11 protein-coding genes are annotated in these 16,467 nt (G+C 32.4%); 7 read left to right on the top strand and 4 right to left on the bottom strand.

What is annotated here, in order from left to right:
- Nucleotides 1-73: 73 nt before the first annotated feature.
- Both NYQ10_RS18790 and NYQ10_RS18785 read right to left on the bottom strand, forming a co-directional pair.
- Nucleotides 74-6,655 (bottom strand): HYR-like domain-containing protein, encoded by a 6,582-nt coding sequence (locus tag NYQ10_RS18790; RefSeq protein ID WP_289877758.1) that lies wholly within the window; start codon nucleotides 6,653-6,655, stop codon nucleotides 74-76.
- A 17-nt stretch (nucleotides 6,656-6,672) separates the two neighbouring features.
- Nucleotides 6,673-7,110 (bottom strand): hypothetical protein, encoded by a 438-nt coding sequence (locus NYQ10_RS18785; RefSeq protein ID WP_289877757.1) that lies wholly within the window; start codon nucleotides 7,108-7,110, stop codon nucleotides 6,673-6,675.
- Nucleotides 7,111-7,722: 612 nt separating this feature from the next.
- On the opposite strand from NYQ10_RS18785, the gene NYQ10_RS18780 reads away from it, so the two are divergent.
- The 5 genes from NYQ10_RS18780 (at nucleotide 7,723) to NYQ10_RS18760 (ending at nucleotide 12,661) form a co-directional block, all read left to right on the top strand.
- Nucleotides 7,723-8,211, top strand: coding sequence for a SixA phosphatase family protein (locus tag NYQ10_RS18780; RefSeq protein ID WP_289877756.1), 489 nt, complete (start codon nucleotides 7,723-7,725; stop codon nucleotides 8,209-8,211).
- A 2-nt stretch (nucleotides 8,212-8,213) separates the two neighbouring features.
- Nucleotides 8,214-10,292: a polyphosphate kinase 1 gene (ppk1, locus tag NYQ10_RS18775; RefSeq protein WP_289877755.1), complete on the top strand. Its 2,079-nt coding sequence runs from the start codon at nucleotides 8,214-8,216 to the stop codon at nucleotides 10,290-10,292.
- 32 nt (nucleotides 10,293-10,324) lie between these two features.
- On the top strand, nucleotides 10,325-11,215 hold the full coding sequence (locus NYQ10_RS18770; protein WP_276173024.1) for a Ppx/GppA phosphatase family protein: 891 nt from the start codon (nucleotides 10,325-10,327) through the stop codon (nucleotides 11,213-11,215).
- A 91-nt stretch (nucleotides 11,216-11,306) separates the two neighbouring features.
- Nucleotides 11,307-11,867, top strand: coding sequence for a Crp/Fnr family transcriptional regulator (locus tag NYQ10_RS18765; protein WP_289877754.1), 561 nt, complete (start codon nucleotides 11,307-11,309; stop codon nucleotides 11,865-11,867).
- A 215-nt stretch (nucleotides 11,868-12,082) separates the two neighbouring features.
- Nucleotides 12,083-12,661 (top strand): NAD(P)H-dependent oxidoreductase, encoded by a 579-nt coding sequence (locus tag NYQ10_RS18760; RefSeq protein ID WP_289877753.1) that lies wholly within the window; start codon nucleotides 12,083-12,085, stop codon nucleotides 12,659-12,661.
- A 3-nt stretch (nucleotides 12,662-12,664) separates the two neighbouring features.
- On the opposite strand, the gene NYQ10_RS18755 is transcribed toward NYQ10_RS18760, so the two are convergent.
- Both NYQ10_RS18755 and dnaX read right to left on the bottom strand, forming a co-directional pair.
- Nucleotides 12,665-13,081 carry a DNA polymerase III subunit gamma/tau gene (locus tag NYQ10_RS18755; protein ID WP_289877752.1) on the bottom strand — a complete coding sequence of 139 codons (417 nt, stop codon included), beginning with the start codon at nucleotides 13,079-13,081 and terminating at the stop codon, nucleotides 12,665-12,667.
- 254 nt (nucleotides 13,082-13,335) lie between these two features.
- Nucleotides 13,336-14,421, bottom strand: coding sequence for a DNA polymerase III subunit gamma/tau (gene dnaX, locus NYQ10_RS18750; protein ID WP_289877750.1), 1,086 nt, complete (start codon nucleotides 14,419-14,421; stop codon nucleotides 13,336-13,338).
- A 301-nt stretch (nucleotides 14,422-14,722) separates the two neighbouring features.
- Between dnaX and NYQ10_RS18745 the strand changes: the two genes are divergently transcribed.
- Together NYQ10_RS18745 and NYQ10_RS18740 are read left to right on the top strand one after the other, a co-directional pair.
- Entirely contained in the window at nucleotides 14,723-15,808 is a 1,086-nt protein-coding gene (locus NYQ10_RS18745; RefSeq protein ID WP_289877749.1) for a DUF262 domain-containing protein, read from the top strand.
- Entirely contained in the window at nucleotides 15,808-16,308 is a 501-nt protein-coding gene (locus NYQ10_RS18740; protein WP_289877748.1) for a HEPN domain-containing protein, read from the top strand. The genes NYQ10_RS18745 and NYQ10_RS18740 overlap by 1 nt, the downstream gene beginning before the upstream one ends.
- Nucleotides 16,309-16,467 lie beyond the last annotated feature (159 nt).

Here is a 16,467-nt window from a genome sequence, read left to right as displayed (position 1 = left end):
TACATATTTTTTTTACATAAATTTTATTAATGTGCTGAAAAATAGTATTTTACGTTTTGTTTAGAGTCGAATGTTATTTTGATAGATATAAATAACCGCTTAGCTTGTTATCTTGAAGGTTGTTATTGCCATCTAGAGATTTATAATTAATGATATAAAAATAAGTTCCAGTAGGTAATCCGTCAGATTGTTTAACAGTTGTTCTTCCTCTAGAAATTCCATCAAATGCATTCGTTGTATTATTGTAGTTTTTGGTTTCAAAAACTAAAATACCCCAACGATTATAGATTTCGACCGTGTTTTCTGGATAACAAGTTAAATCGTCGATGTAGTCAATTTTAAACGTGTCATTGAATGTGTCACCATTTGGAGAGAAAGCGTTATGAGGAAATACTTCACCACAAGCCAAAACTTTACAATCATCATTTACTTCCATGTTTAGAATGATGCTTCTTGGACATTTTTCGTCGGCGATTAAATATTCTAAAACATAATTTCCTAAAGCCAACCCAAACGGATTAAAAATGTTTCCTTGAAGCGCATTTGAATTACTTCTGTCTACCCAAGTTCCAGTAGTTGGACTTCCTTCAGGAAGCAAACTAGTTAAATTTAGAAGAGATGAATCGTCTGTACAAGCTTCACTGCTAAATTGCGTAGTACCATTTGGAACCACTGTAATAGTAACAATTGCGGTATCACAATTTTCAGAACTTAATTTGTCGCAGATTCTATAACTGTAAGTATAAGTTCCAGCAGGCGTTAAACTAGAAACAGTTACACTTCCAGAATTACTGATTGTAATATTCGGATCAGTTTTACTATTATTATCACTAAGAAGCGTAAAGTTTACTATTTCTAGAGTTACAGGAGTTGTGCCTTTTAAATCATTGCTTAAAACATTACCTACTACTCCAAAAGTGTTGCATCCAATATTACTGTAAGTATCGTCATTTGCAACAACAGGAGTTGGAGGCGCAGCTGGAGTTATAACCGTTACTGTTACGACAGCGGTTGCGCAATTTCCAAAATCAGCTTTTTCGCAAATTTGATATGTTAATGTGTACGTTCCTTCAGGTGTATTCGGAGCAACATTTACTGAGCCATCGGCATTTAAAGTTAACGCTCCTTTTGGATCAGGAATAGTTGTTGTTAATGTTACGTCATTTATGTTTACTGCAGAACCATTCAATGTATCATTAGTTAAAACATTTACGATATTATTTGCTCCAGAAACTCCGTTTATTGGACCAGCTGTGTCGTTATTTGCAACAATGGCAAATGCAGGACGAGATGTACAATAAGGATCAGAAGGAGGATAATTTACCGTAATAGTTTCTGTTGGATTTAATGTTACAATCAAATTAGCTGTTGGACGCAATTTTTCAAAACCATCTGCACCTTGAACCCATTTGTTGTTTTCGAAAATCCATCCTGGCCAGTCGATACCTTTTCCATTGTTGTCTATTATAGCACCTGGCCATAAAATACGTCCAGTTAATGGCAAGTTATTCATTGTTGTTACAGCATTATTACTGCTATCAGCCCATACAATGCTTACACCGTTTACAGGAGTAAAGTTTAAAGGTGTTACCACATAATCAATATATGGAACATCGTTTACACAGATTGGAGTTGCAGTAACCGTCATTTTTGGAGCTTCAATAGTAATTGTTACAGTTGCAGTATCACAATTATTTGTTTGGTTTGCTTCACAAATTTGATAAACTAAAGTTAATGTTCCAACCGGTGCATTTGGCAATATATCAATAGAACCATTCGGATTTAATTGCAAAAACGGATTTGGTGTTACTGTAGTCAAGATAACATTCGATGGAGTAGCTGGCGCACCATCCAGAGTGTCATTTGAAAAAACATTCAAAACATTAGTTGTAGTATGATTAACACCTGCAATCGGACCTGCAGAATCATCATTTGCTATAATGGCTTTTTTACAGTTTATAGTAAAGGTCTGAACTAATTCCGTTTTGTTTCCAGCACAATCTGTTAATGTATATGTTCTGGTTAAGATATTTACGTTTCCGTCACATCCGCTATTTGTGTCTTTTACAGTGATATTAACGGTGGGGCTGCAATTATCCGCCGCATCTTTAATATCCGCTGGACTTCCCACAGGAATTAAATCGATGCTAGCTAAATTAGTTACATTCGCAGGTGCCGTTCCAGTTGGAGCAGTTGTATCTTTTACTGTAATTATTTGAGTATAAGAAACTGTGTTTCCTCCACAATCACTAGTTTTCCAAGTACGCGTTAAAGTGTAATTTGAAGCACATCCATTTTGAATATCTGATTTTGTTTCAGAAAATACTATTGGTAAACTTCCATTACAATTATCAGATGCAGTCATTTCCGCAGGTTCCGGAACAGCATCACATGAAACAGTCATATTTTGTGGAAGATTTCCTGTAAATAATGGCGCAGTTGTATCCTGAATCGTAATTATTTGTGTGAAAGTGCTAGAAGTATTTCCGCAATCATCTTTAACAGTCCAAGTATTGGTGTAAGTTCCAGCATTTGCACATGTTGGAGAAGCTGTAAATGCACCACTAACTTTTACGATATTTGTTACATCTGCATCGCAAGAATCTGTAGCAGTTGGAAATAAAGTCTGAGCATTCGCTAAAGCGGAAGCATCGCTACATTCAATAGTTTTATCTAAAGATCCAGCTAAAGTTGTCCAAGTTGGCGCAGTCGTATCTTGAATAGTGATTATCTGCGTGAAAGTATCAGAAGTATTTCCGCAATCATCTTTAACAGTCCAAGTGTTGGTATAAGTTCCAGCATTTGCACATGTTGTAGAAGCTGTAAACAGACCGCTTACTTTTACAATATTTGTTACATCTGCATCGCAAGAATCTGTAGCAGTTGGAAATAAAGTCTGAGCATTCGCTAAAGCGGAAGCATCGCTGCATTCTATAGTTTTATCTAAAGATCCAGCTAAAGTTGTCCAAGTTGGTGCAGTCGTATCTTGAATAGTGATTATCTGCGTGAAAGTATCAGAAGTATTTCCGCAATCATCTTTAACGGTCCACGTATTGGTGTAAGTTCCTGCATTTCCGCATCCAGCAGAAGCTGTAAATGAACCGCTTACTTTTACGATATTTGTTACGTCTGCATCACAAGAATCTGTAGCAGTTGGAAATAAAGCTTGAGCATTCGCTAAAGCGGAAGCATCACTACATTCTATAGTTTTATCTAAAGATCCAGCTTGTGTTGTCCAAGTTGGTGCCGTATTGTCTTGCACAATAATGGTCTGTGATACAGGAAGCGAAATATTTCCGCAAGCATCTTGTGCAGTCCAAGTTCTTGTTTTTGTATAAGAACCAGCGCAATTTCCAGGAACAATATCATCAATATATGTTAATGAAGATACAGTTCCGCTATCATCTGTTGCTGTTGCTTGTGCAAAAACAGGTTCTGCTGGACAATTAATTGTTGTTGTTTGTGGTAACGGACTTATGATTGGTTTGATAGCATCTCCATCTAAAATTGTAAAAGACTCATTAATTTCACATCCGTTTGCATCCGTAATTTTTACGCTATAATTTCCAGCTATAAGATTATTTGCTGTTGCAGTAGTTTGAACCGGATTGGTATTCCAAATATAAGTATATGCAGGAGTTCCTCCAGAAACAGTTACTGTTGCAGAACCGTTTGTTCCGTTGCCACATGAAACATTAGTTTGAGATTTTACAGCACTTAGCGCCGCAGCTGGCTGACCAACTATAACAGAATTAGACTGTGAAGAACAATCATCAGTTACGGTTAATGTGTATGTTCCCGCTGGTACGTCTGAAACATTTGCAGAAGTTGAAATTTCAGTATTTGCTTCATTTTTCCAAGAATATTTTACTGTTCCAATGGCATTTGTTACAGCACCGGCAGTTAAAGTTCCAGTACTTGTTCCAAAGCATGAAGCATCAGTTTTAGAAGATATTCCTAAAGCCAAACCTGCAGCAGGTTGAGAAATTGTAATAACTAAAGTTCCTTGACAACCATTGCTATCTGTTGCAGTAATTTCATAACTGCCAGCTTCAAGATCAGTTAACGTTTGCGAAGTTCCTGTATAAACAGCACCATTTTTTTTCCATGAATAAGTATAAGGAGCTACTCCGCCAGAAGCATTTTCTACGCTAATAGAACCTGTTGCCTGATTGAAACATTTTACATCTACATGCGAAGCAGTTAATTCTGTTATCGAAACAGTACTTTTTGTAACTACAACTGGTTTTATATCAAAGCAATTAGAAGAATTAGTTCCTTTTATGTAATAAGTTCCAGGAACAGCTTCAGCAAAGTTGGCATATGGAGTTGTTGCCGTAGCATCTGTCCAATACGTGTATGTTAATCCTGAAGAGCTTCCAGCTGTGATATTTGTAGCCGTTAAATCTAATGAAGTAGCAGGAGAACAAATTGGAAGAGGATTAGTTATAGAAACTGTTGGTTTTTCATTTACATTAATTATTATTTCTTTTTTTGGACCAATACAAGCATTTGTTTTTCCTTCGGCAACATAATAAGTGTATTGTCCAGCTACAGTTGTAGAAGGTGTTAATGATTGCTGACCTGTTGAAGTCAAGGTTTCATAATAGTATAATGTATATTCTGGTTTGGTAGGTACAGCAGTTAATGCTACTGGTGTATCACCAATACAATAATTTATTGGACTAGTAACCGTTGGTGTGGTTGTAATGCTTTCAATAGTAATTGTAAATTGAAAATAACATCCGCTAGACGCTCCAGGAGGAATAGCATAATAAGTTGATGTTCCAACCGTAGCAGGAAACGGATTGTTGATGGTATATTGAGCTGTTGTTCCTGCAACTACTGGATACGCATTGTAAAACGTTGATCCTGTTGGAAAAGATCCTGTAACATCTGTAACAGGAATTGATGATGCGCTGTTGCAAAATGTAAATGCAATTATTGGCGGAGTCGCTTGGCAATTTGCATTGGTATAATTTGCTGAATCTATTGTTGTTTGAAGTGGTGCTGCTATTGGAGATCCCGTACAGCTTCCAGATGGTGTGTAGCCTAATATCAAAGAATGATCAGTTACAGTAACTGAAGAATTAACACCTTTTCCACTTAATTTTCCATTTACCTGAATAACATTGCTACAGTTAGAATTTTTTAGCAAAGCACAATTCTCAGTTGATTTTAATGTGAATGTTAATTCTCCCAAAATAGTATTCGGATCAGTTGGTAATGGCAATGTTCCTAAATCCCAAACAATAGAGCCATTTGCACCAATTGTTGGTTCATATGTCAATGAATTTGGAGTAGGAGCAGGAGTAAAATTTATTGTTTTTGCTAAACTTCCAGGAACATATGTAGCATTGTAAGGAATTGGAATAACAAGTTTGCTATTTTGGATAGCCTCTGTTCCTCTATTTTGTATTTGAACTTTATAGCCTAATTCTTGACCAGGTAAAACTGTGTATGGACCAGCTCCAGCAGGACTTCCGTTTATTGAAGTAGCACTAATAATACCTTCAATTTCTGGAACATATGCATCAACTGCCATGACAATAGAAAAGATTACATAAGTGTCAACAGTAGATCCATATCTGAAAGTGGTAGAAGTCTGATTGTTTCCAATGATGTCTTTATTTTCATTTGGAAGTTTGAACATACTGATATCCATTCCTGAATTATTTTCAAAATTCGGATTTCTATAATTTCCTCCAGTATTGATAGAAGAGTTAAAGAAATTATCTGGTGAATTTTCAGAATGGCTTAAACTTAAATAATCATTAGTATTCAATTTCTGAATTTTAAAATAATCGCCATTATAATTAATATCACCTTCACCAGCCATAATTCCAAGTTTGACATCAACAGGTCCAGATGCTATAGCGTTAAATCCAGAAACAGAAAAAGAGTGATCGGCAGTAATGTTATTTTGAACAAATGCATGACCATCAAAAACAGTAATATCCCTATTTTTCATGTCTGAATTTTCATAAACCACTATTAATCCCCATCCGGCATATTTTCCTATCGCACCACCGTCAGCACCTTCTGTTGCAGCAATGTTTGCGGCAAAATATTCACCAACTCCATTTGCTTTTACATAATCTGTAACTTCTGTGTATGCAGTAAAAATATTGTTTTCAGAATTATTTGGGAAATAAATATCCGTTGCTGTAAATTCATCGTAGTTTCCATTATTTGGACCTTTAAACAAGATTTTTCTTTTATCCAGATTTGTAACGTTACCGTTTTTATTTACAGTAAAAGTACTTGGACTATTAGTTGCATCGTCAATTCTTCCAGTCCAGTACAATCCAGCGTAAACAATATTGTAACAGTTTGTCAATTTGGCACCATGATCATTCAATAAATCTAAAGTTGCAGAAGAAGAATTAACTGTTTGGTTATCATTATCCTTGTCAATGTATACCATCGGAAAAGGACCATTAGTCTCCCAACGATCATAATTCTGAGTCGTTAGATTGATATTTCCAATCATCGTAAAATCTCCTTTGATTTTATAAATCGTTCTAGTAGGAGAATATGTAGAAGTTCGTTCTTTAAACGGTACAATTACTTGAGCTTTTACTTCATTAATGCTCATAAAAAGCATAAAAAAGATATAAAAAGCCGTTAAATAGGGATAGTAGAATTTTTTCATAGTAATAGCTTTTTAAATTATCCGCCTATCGAGATTTTATAAAGTAGAACATATTTTGAAGTATCATTTTTAATCAAATTATTGATTACAGCTGGGTTTGTTTCAATTTTTGAAATGATGAAAACGTATTTTAATTTTTCAAAGCCAGAGAAAGAATTAAGATCTATTGACTTGTTTAAATCTGCAGAATTTTCAATTTTAATCGTTACAATTTCGATATCGCTTTTTAATGAAACCGCACTGTTAAGGTTGTTAAGCGAATTAATATCTGCGAATAAAGCGGTCGGTTTTTCACCATAAACTTTTATTCCTGTAGAAGAAGAATATATTGCAGATTGTATATCATACAGAAGATGTTTGAGATGGCTAAGCTTAGAATCTTGTCCAGAGTTTTTCAAGCTTGTTAAGTACGAATCCACATTTTCAGTTTGAGCAAATGAAAAAGTTGTTGTCAAAAAAAACAGTATGAAAAAAATATTTTTTTGAAAGATGTTTCTCTTTGAGAAAAAAATAAACTTACAATTAGTAACAAATTTTACTGCTTTTTCAAGAGTAGATTTAGTTTTCATAACTTATGATTTTGTTTAAAAGTATTTATGAAATTTTAACAGATTCAAAGTTATATTAGAGTTTTTCTAATTGAATTTTTTTATCTGTAACTAACCTAAAAACTCGTTGAAATGTATTTTTTCTACAAAAAAAAGCGATAAAAAGAATATTTTTTAACATAAAAATGCAAAAAATGCAACACGTTTTTTTTGCTTTTTTAGTTAAAATTGGAAGTTTTTAAATATTATAAATATCTAATAATCAGATATTTGGTTAATTTTTTGCAAATTTATATAATCTCGACTAAGTACTTATTTTCTAGACAAAATACACTAATTGTACTTTTTTTAGAATTCATTTTTTTTAAAGATTACTATATTATTAAGATTACATTCTTGTTAAAATTTCATTTTAATGTTAAGGGAAATAAAAAATGGAAAAGGTTTAAGATTTCTTTTGTAAATTAGAACTTAAATAAAAAATTAATCTCCAAATCAGGTTTTTAAATTTTACAGCTTATGAAAAATCTCATTTTAATACGCCATGCTAAATCAAGTTGGGAAGCACCGTTGAAAGATTTCGATCGCCCATTAATGAAAAGAGGAATTTTAGATGCGCATGACGTTTCATTACATATTTCTAATTATCTTCCAAAAACGTATATAATTTGGAGCAGTACTGCCGCAAGGGCTTCAGAAACTGCTTTAATCTTTGCTCAAAATATTTCTTACCCAATAGAAAGCATCGTTTTTAAAGACGATTTATATACTTTTGATGAGAAACAACTCGAAAAAGTTATCAAATCGTGTGATAATAGTTTAGAAAGCGTTATTCTTTTCGGACATAACGAGGCTATTACAAATTTTGTTAATAAATTTGGGGATGTTTTTATTGATAATGTTCCAACTTCGGGCTTTGTATCCTTACAATTTGATGCTGAAAGCTGGGATACAATAAATAAAGGCAAAACACATAAAACTATATTCCCCAAAGATTTAAAATCATAACAGTGTACGAACAGAAATATATCGATAGAGAAAAAAGCTGGTTAGCGTTTAATGCAAGAGTACTTCAGGAAGCCGCAGATAATACGGTTCCGCTTTTAGACAGATTGCGTTTTGTTGGAATTTTTTCAAACAATTTAGACGAATTTTTTAGGGTTCGATATGCTGCAATTAGAAGATTAAGTCTATCTGGTATTTCTGGAGAAAAATATTTAGGCGGAATTTCTGCTCATCAATTAATTAAAGATATTACAGATATTGTAATTCAACAGCAATCTGAAAGTTTACGTATTCTTGGAAATATCGAAACAGAGTTAGAGGCTGAAAATATCTTTATAATAAACGAAAAACAGATTACGCCAAAGCAAGAATGTTTTTTAAAAGATTTTTATAACCAGAAGTTAAGTCCAGAATTGGTAACTATCATTTTGAATGATTTGGCAGTTTTTCCAATTCTAAAAGACACTTTAGGATATTTGGCAGTTCGTTTAGAATTAAAAAATGACGAAGTTCGTTACGCTTTAATCGAAATTCCCAAAAACATCAATCGATTTGTTGTTCTTCCTTCTGATGATGAAAAACAATATGTAATTTTAATAGATGATGTAATTCGTTTTAAACTAAAAAACATCTTCAATATATTTGATTATAAGAGCGTTTCTGCACATATGATCAAAATTACGCGAGATGCGCAATTGGATATCGATAGTGATTTGAGTAAAAGTATGCTCGAAAAAATCGCCACTTCTGTAAAAGACCGTCGAATTGGCGAACCTGTTCGTTTTATTTATGATAGTTTAATAGAAGATGATACGCTGCATTTCTTTTTAGATAAAATGAAAATTGTAGAAACTGATAGTATAATTCCGGGTGGAAGATACCACAACCGTCGTGATTATATGAGTTTCCCAAATCTAGGACGCTACGATTTGCTTTATAAACCAAATGAACCGCTGCCTGTTCCTGGCTTAAGTTTGGAAGGAAGTATTCTGGAAAAAATCAGTAAAAAAGACTATTTAGTACACGCTCCTTACCAATCTTTTTCTTATTTAACAAAGTTTTTGCGTGAAGCAGCTTTAGATCCAAAAGTTACAAGTATTAAGATTACGTTGTATCGTTTGGCTAAAAATTCGCAGATTATTAGTTCGCTAATTAATGCTGCAAAAAATGGTAAAAGAGTTGTTGTGCAAATCGAACTTCAAGCTCGTTTTGATGAAGCTTCGAATATTTCGTATGCTGAACAAATGCAGACCGAAGGAATTGAACTTATTTTCGGAATTAAAGGCCTTAAAGTGCACAGCAAGATTTGCGTTATTGAACGAATGGAAGAAGGCAAAAACCGTCGTTACGGATTTATTTCTACAGGAAACTTTAACGAATCTACGGCAAAAATTTATACCGATGTAACGTTGCTAACTTGCCATCAGGGAATCTTAAAAGACACTTCGAAAATATTTGAGTTTTTTGATATCAATTATAGAGTGCACAGATACAAGCATTTAATTGTTTCGCCTCATTATACAAGAACCAAATTCATTAAACTTATTGATCGCGAAATTCTTCATGCATTAGCAGGAAGAAAAACACATATAAAGCTTAAAATGAATAGTTTATCTGATTTTAAAATGATTGATAAACTATATGAAGCGAGTAATGCTGGAGTTAAAATTCAACTTCAAGTTCGAGGAATTTGCTCTTTGATTCCAGGAATTCCAGGAATGAGTGAAAATATTGAAGCGATTAGTATTGTAGATAATTATTTAGAACATACTAGAGTTTATATTTTTGGAAATGCTGGTCTAACAGAAGTTTACATTTCGTCTGCCGATTTTATGACAAGAAATCTTGACGGAAGAGTTGAGGTAACTTGCCCAATTTATGACCTTGAAATTAAAAAAGAATTAATCGATAATTTCAACATTGCTTGGAAAGGAAATGTAAAAGTAAGATATCATTCCTATAAATTGGATAATAAATATAAGCCGAAAAACCATCATGCCCCATTTAGAGCACAATTTGAAACCTATAAGTATTACCAAAATAAAGTAGCAATACTAGAAGAGGTTCCTCAAAAAATAAATTAATAATAAAACCAATTTCAAATCATATAGTGAGCATGATTAATATTAGGAAGTTTGCAGCAATAGATATCGGTTCAAATGCCATGAGGCTACTGATATCGAATGTTGTAGAACAAGAAGGAAAAGAACCGCAGTTTAATAAAAGTTCCCTTGTTCGTGTGCCAATTCGTTTAGGGCAAGATGCCTTTACAGTTGGAGAAATTTCACCAGAAAATATAGATCGAATGGTTGATGCCATGAAAGCATTCAATCTTTTGATGAAAGTACATAAAGTAGAGCGTTATATGGCGTTTGCAACTTCTGCAATGCGCGAAGCGTATAATGCAAAAGAAGTTGTGGCTTTAATTAAGAAAAAAGCCGACATTAAAATCGAAATTATCGATGGTAAAAAAGAAGCGGCAATTATCGCTTCTACAGATTTGCATCATTTAATTAAGTCTGATGAAACCTATCTTTTTGTGGATGTTGGAGGTGGAAGTACCGAGTTTACGCTTTTCTCTTCTGGAAAAATGATTACTTCGAGATCTTTCAAAGCCGGAACTGTTCGTTTATTAAACAATATGGTTCACGATGTGGTTTGGGACGAAATCGAAAAATGGATTAAAACCAACACTGCAGATTATGAGGAAGTTACTTTAATCGGATCTGGTGGAAACATCAATAAATTGTTTAAAATGTCTGGAAAACAGCAAGAAAAACCGCTTTCATACATTTATATTAATTCACAATATGCATTTTTAAATTCATTGACTTACGAGCAGAGAATTGCCGAATTAGGTTTAAACTCTGACCGTGCCGACGTAATTATTCACGCTACGCGTATTTATCTAAATGCAATGAAATGGAGTGGAGCGCGCCAGATTTATGTTCCAAAAATCGGACTTTCTGATGGTATCGTAAAAGCAATGTATTACGGTAAAATTTAAAAAATTAACCACAAATTACACGAATTATTTTTTAAGTTTAGCAAAAAGAATAATTCGTGTTAATTTGTGTAATTCGTGGCAAAAAATAATAATGAAATCAATTTTTCAGTCCATTCAAGATTTTTCTGCTGACGAATTAAATCTTTTAGATGATTTAATTACGTTTCGAACCTTAAAAAAAGGAGAATTGTTATTGACTGAAAATCAAGTTTGCAATGAAATTGTTTTTATAAAAAAAGGAATTCTTCGTTCCTTTTTTGTTAATCATAAAGGTGACGAAATCACCAATTGTTTTGCTTTCGAAAATGAATTTATGGCATCTTTTGCCAGTTTTATTACAGAAGAAAAAGCAGAAGAAAATATTCAAGCTTTAACCGATACAGAATTACAGATTCTCGATAGGAAAGCTTTAGAAAAACTATACAAATCGGGTTTTAACTGGCAAGAGACGGGTAGAAAACTAACCGAATTAGAATTTGTAAACCTGCATAAAAGAATGGTTTCTTTTCAGAAATTATCTGGTGCAGAACGTTACGAAGAATTGTATCAAAATCATCAAAAATACATACAGTTAATTCCATTGCAATATTTAGCTTCTTACTTAGGAATTACGCCAAGACATTTAAGCAGAATTCGAAAAGCCATAGTTTAGATTAGTTTTATTTCACGCAGATTTTAAAAGATTTAAGCTGATTTGTACAGATTATTTGCTTTAGTTTTATGTAAAATCTGCTTAATCGAAATATTCATATGATCATTTTTATCTGCGAAATCTGCGTGAACAATTATACAGTTAAGAAAAGTTTTTCAGGACATTTGTCTAGTAAAATAAAATGTACTAAAAGTATTTTTGAAAAAAACATTGATATGAAAAAAATACTGATTATAAACGGGCATCCAAACGCTGAAAGTTTCAATTTCGGAATTGCAGAATCTTATAAAAATGGCGCTTTAGCTTCTAATGCTCAAGTGGAAACTATAGTAATTAACGATTTAAAATTCAACCCAAATCTTCAATTCGGTTATCAAAAACGAACAGAACTAGAACCTGATCTTCTAGAGGCTTGGCAGAAAATACAAAATGCAGAACATTTAGTTTGGATTCATCCTGTTTGGTGGGGCGGACTTCCTGCAATTACCAAAGGATTTATTGATCGTTTGTTTTTACCTGGAATGGCGTTTCAATACCGTGAAAATTCGGTTTGGTGGGATAAACTCCTAAAAGGCAAAACCGCACATATTATTACCACTTTAGATCAGCCGAGTTGGTATTATAGATTATTTTTTGGAAGACCAAGTGTTAATCAATTAAAGAAATCTACTTTAGAATTCTGTGGTATAAAACCAGTTAAAGTTAGTTATATCGGAATCATTAAAGGATCTGAGGAATCTCAAAGAAAAAAATGGCTCGAAAAAGTCTACAATTTCGGTCTCCAAAATAAATAAAAACTAATCTTTTAAATCTAATCCAAATGTTGAGCGCAAAAGTTCGATGTTTGGATTTATTTCTAAGAAACGATTGTAACGATCTTGATTGTTGTAGCTTCTCTTCATTTCTACTTGCTCGTTTACAATAACCTCAATCGTAATGTCGTGATTATGCAAATGACCTTTTAAATGACCTAATAAACCATTCATCTGGCTTTCAAATTCAAGTTTAGAACCTTCATTTGGCAACTCATAATAGATTTTAGTTCCTTCTAAAACTGGATCAGAAATCAATAATATCGATTCCATAATCTTAAGTCCTTTTTGACCTAAGCGTTCCGCATATTTGTTCCAATGAAGACGCATATCTGTTTCGTTAAACTCTTCGGTAGGTAATACAGACGAAGGTTTAACATAAGATTTTGTGCTTGCTTCCAATTCTTTTTTCTTGCGAATACTAGCAAGAGAAAAAGCAGAAACTTTTGGTGTGCCGTCTGTTTCCGTTTTTGGAGGTTCTGGAGTTTGAACTTTTGGAGTTTCTACAGTTTGTTGTTCTGGTTGAATAGTTGTTTTGGTCTCAATTACTGCTTCAGCAGTTTGATCTTCAGTTGCTGCAGAACTTTCGACTTTCGACTTTCGACTTTCGACTTCAACAATAGAATACCCGCCGTTTTTAAAGTAAACGGGAGGAATTATGAATTGCTCAGCTTTTTTTTTTCTCCATCAAAGTTGATAGAGGCCAATTGCATCAAACATAATTCTACTAAAAGACGTTGATTTTGACTCAATTTGTATTTTAAATCACAGTCGTTTGCAATATCAATTCCTTTTAATAAAAATTCCTGAGAACATTTTTGAGATTGAACGGCATACATTTGCTGCGCTTGTTCTCCAACTTCTAATAAAGCAATTGTCGAAGGCGTTTTGCTTACCAATAGATCTCTAAAATGAGAAGCTAAACCTGCAATAAAATGATGTCCGTCAAAGCCCTTAGCAAGAATGTCATTGTACGCTAATAAAAGCTTCGGAATTTCATTTTCTAAAAGTAAGTCGGTAATCGAAATATAAGTTTCGTAATCTAAAACGTTTAGGTTTTCGGTTACGGCTTGACGTGTTAAATTAGTTCCACAATACGAAACTACACGGTCAAAAATAGACAAAGCATCACGCATAGCACCATCTGCCTTTTGAGCAATAATGTGAAGTGCGTCATCTTCAAAATTGATTCCTTGACTTTCGGCAACATCGGCCAAATGTTCTTTAGCATCTTTTACGGTAATTCTTTTGAAATCGAATATTTGACAACGAGATAAAATCGTCGGAAGAATTTTGTGTTTTTCTGTTGTTGCTAAAATGAAAATAGCATGTTTTGGCGGTTCTTCTAATGTTTTAAGAAAAGCATTAAAAGCAGCCGAAGACAACATGTGGACCTCGTCAATAATATATACTTTGTATTGTCCCGTTTGTGGTGGAATTCGAACTTGATCAATCAAGCTACGAATATCATCAACTGAGTTGTTTGAAGCGGCATCTAACTCAAAAACGTTAAATGCAAAATCTTCAGTAGGATCGTCATATCCAGGCTGGTTTATTTTTCGAGCCAAAATACGTGCACAAGTAGTTTTACCAACTCCACGTGGTCCAGTAAATAAAAGAGCAGAAGCCAAGTGATTGGTTTCTATAGCATTCAACAAAGTGTTGGTAATGGCTTTTTGCCCCACAACATCCTTAAAGGTCTGCGGGCGATATTTACGTGCCGATACTACAAATTGTTCCATATTCTTTTTTATTCGATAGCAAATATAGTCTGAAAATTACCAATTCACAAATCTGAAAATCATAAATATTTTTGTGAATTTCTAAGTAGTTTAAGTTTGAGGAATTAATGTTTTTTTTGAAACGTTAGGAAATTAACTTTAGCAACTGGGTATGAATTTTATAATTAATTAAATAAAAATAAATTTTAAAAATAATTGATGTTTTGTCAAATCTATAGTTTAATTTGTATTTTCGTTAATGTGTAATTTATTGTTTAATTTCTTACATATTGTATGGATAGTAACCTTGATTTAATAAAATATGAGTAATCTTAACGAAGATAAAAGTTCTGAAATAGAAAAATTAGAGAATGAATTAACTTTTGAAGATAATAATAATGAATTACCTCCAACAGACATTGTTGCCTTTAATGAATTAAGATCTTGTGCGGATCTATTAAGAATGTATGAAAGTAATCAATTAGATATAAAACCTGATTTTCAAAGAGATGTGGTTTGGTCAAAACCAGATCAAACAAGGTTTATTGATAGTTTAATCAAACAATTACCTATACCAAGTATGTGTATTAGTCTAGACTATAAAACTGATCAAAGGCAAATTATAGATGGTTTGCAAAGAATGAGCAGTATTATTAATTTTTTATCTGATGATGAATGGAAATTATCTCAACTTGAAGATATTGATGAAAATTTATCAGGAAAAACAGTTGCAATAATTAAAGCTAAACATAAAGAACTTTATTCAAGAGTTCAAAATATTGTTATACCTATAACTGTTATTAGATGTGATTATTCAAAAAAATCTCACACTGAATATTTATTCACAATATTCCACAGATTAAACTCAGGAGGTATAAAATTAAATAATCAAGAAATTAGAAATTGTATATACAATGGTAGTTTTAATACTCTTTTGAAAGATATTTCTAGTTCTGATATTGTATCAAAATCGATTGGACAAAAATCACGATTTGCAAATGAAGAACTTTTTTTAAGATTCTTTGCATTTTACGATGAATTAAACACATACAGTGGTAAACTTTCCACCTTTCTAAATGATTATATGTTTAAAAATAGACAATTGAGCAAAGATGAATTAGATAAAAAAAAATTATTATTAAATGAAACATTGGAAATTTTATTTACCAAAATATTTAATGATAAACAAATTAAGAATATAAGTAAAACTGTACTAGAAGGATTGCTATATGGATTGTCAAAAAATATTGAAAACCTAAAATCTAAAAGTAATGCAGAGGTTAGGTTGTTATTTACTGAATTTTTGAATTTAGAAGAATTTAATTTGGTTAATTTAAAAGAGGGCTTGGCTCAAAAGGATAAGTTAATTAACAGATTAAATGCCTCCAAAAATAAATTTTCAAAATAATGTTGCCAAAACTTCCGATTGAAACTTTACTAGTGGAATTAGTTACTTTATATGATACTGCTACAGATAATAGTCACAAAATTTATTATTCAAAATTAGCTTTAATAGAACTGTGTGGTTGGATTGAATTATGTATTGACGATATAACTAAAAAATATATTGATTTAAAATTATTGAAAACTAATAATATTAACTTAGCAAAAAAACAATTTGTGGATGGAACTTACGGATTCGAATATGATAAAAATTTAAGACCCATATTGATTAAATTAATAGGGATTATAAATGTTGAGCCTTTAGAAGATATTTTAGATTATAATGGCGACTTTACATTATTAAAATCACAATTAAATAGTCTTATATCATTAAGAAATCCAGCTGCTCATACTTCTATCGCTGGAGTTACTCATACTTATCAAGCCCCATCTACAATGTTAACATATTTGAATAGTATATATGATAAGTTGGGGAAATTAGAAACTGGATTAAACATGATATAATTAGAATAGTACTTGTTTTTGCTCCAAGAGCGCTCATTTTTGATTGATGATTTTCTTTTAGTTAAAATAATCTCAATCTACTGGAAAACATATAAATCTCATCACAACATGTTATAACCTTTTGGTAATTAATCTATTTAATTTTAAAAAAGTTAATTA

This window comes from Flavobacterium johnsoniae, from assembly GCF_030388325.1.
In the GTDB taxonomy this organism is placed as follows: domain Bacteria; phylum Bacteroidota; class Bacteroidia; order Flavobacteriales; family Flavobacteriaceae; genus Flavobacterium; species Flavobacterium johnsoniae_C.
Note: the sequence above shows the minus strand (reverse complement) of the source record. Positions and strands in the feature narration are given on the sequence as shown.

What these genes read in the sequence shown, in the direction of transcription:
- NYQ10_RS18745 (WP_289877749.1), top strand. Translation starts at nt 14,723, where the DNA reads ATGAGTAATCTTAACGAAGATAAAAGTTCTGAAATAGAAAAATTAGAG.
- NYQ10_RS18780 (WP_289877756.1), top strand. Translation starts at nt 7,723, where the DNA reads ATGAAAAATCTCATTTTAATACGCCATGCTAAATCAAGTTGGGAAGCA.
- NYQ10_RS18760 (WP_289877753.1), top strand. Translation starts at nt 12,083, where the DNA reads ATGAAAAAAATACTGATTATAAACGGGCATCCAAACGCTGAAAGTTTC.
- NYQ10_RS18765 (WP_289877754.1), top strand. Translation starts at nt 11,307, where the DNA reads ATGAAATCAATTTTTCAGTCCATTCAAGATTTTTCTGCTGACGAATTA.
- NYQ10_RS18790 (WP_289877758.1), bottom strand. Translation starts at nt 6,655, where the DNA reads ATGAAAAAATTCTACTATCCCTATTTAACGGCTTTTTATATCTTTTTT.
- NYQ10_RS18740 (WP_289877748.1), top strand. Translation starts at nt 15,808, where the DNA reads ATGTTGCCAAAACTTCCGATTGAAACTTTACTAGTGGAATTAGTTACT.
- NYQ10_RS18770 (WP_276173024.1), top strand. Translation starts at nt 10,325, where the DNA reads ATGATTAATATTAGGAAGTTTGCAGCAATAGATATCGGTTCAAATGCC.
- dnaX (WP_289877750.1), bottom strand. Translation starts at nt 14,421, where the DNA reads ATGGAACAATTTGTAGTATCGGCACGTAAATATCGCCCGCAGACCTTT.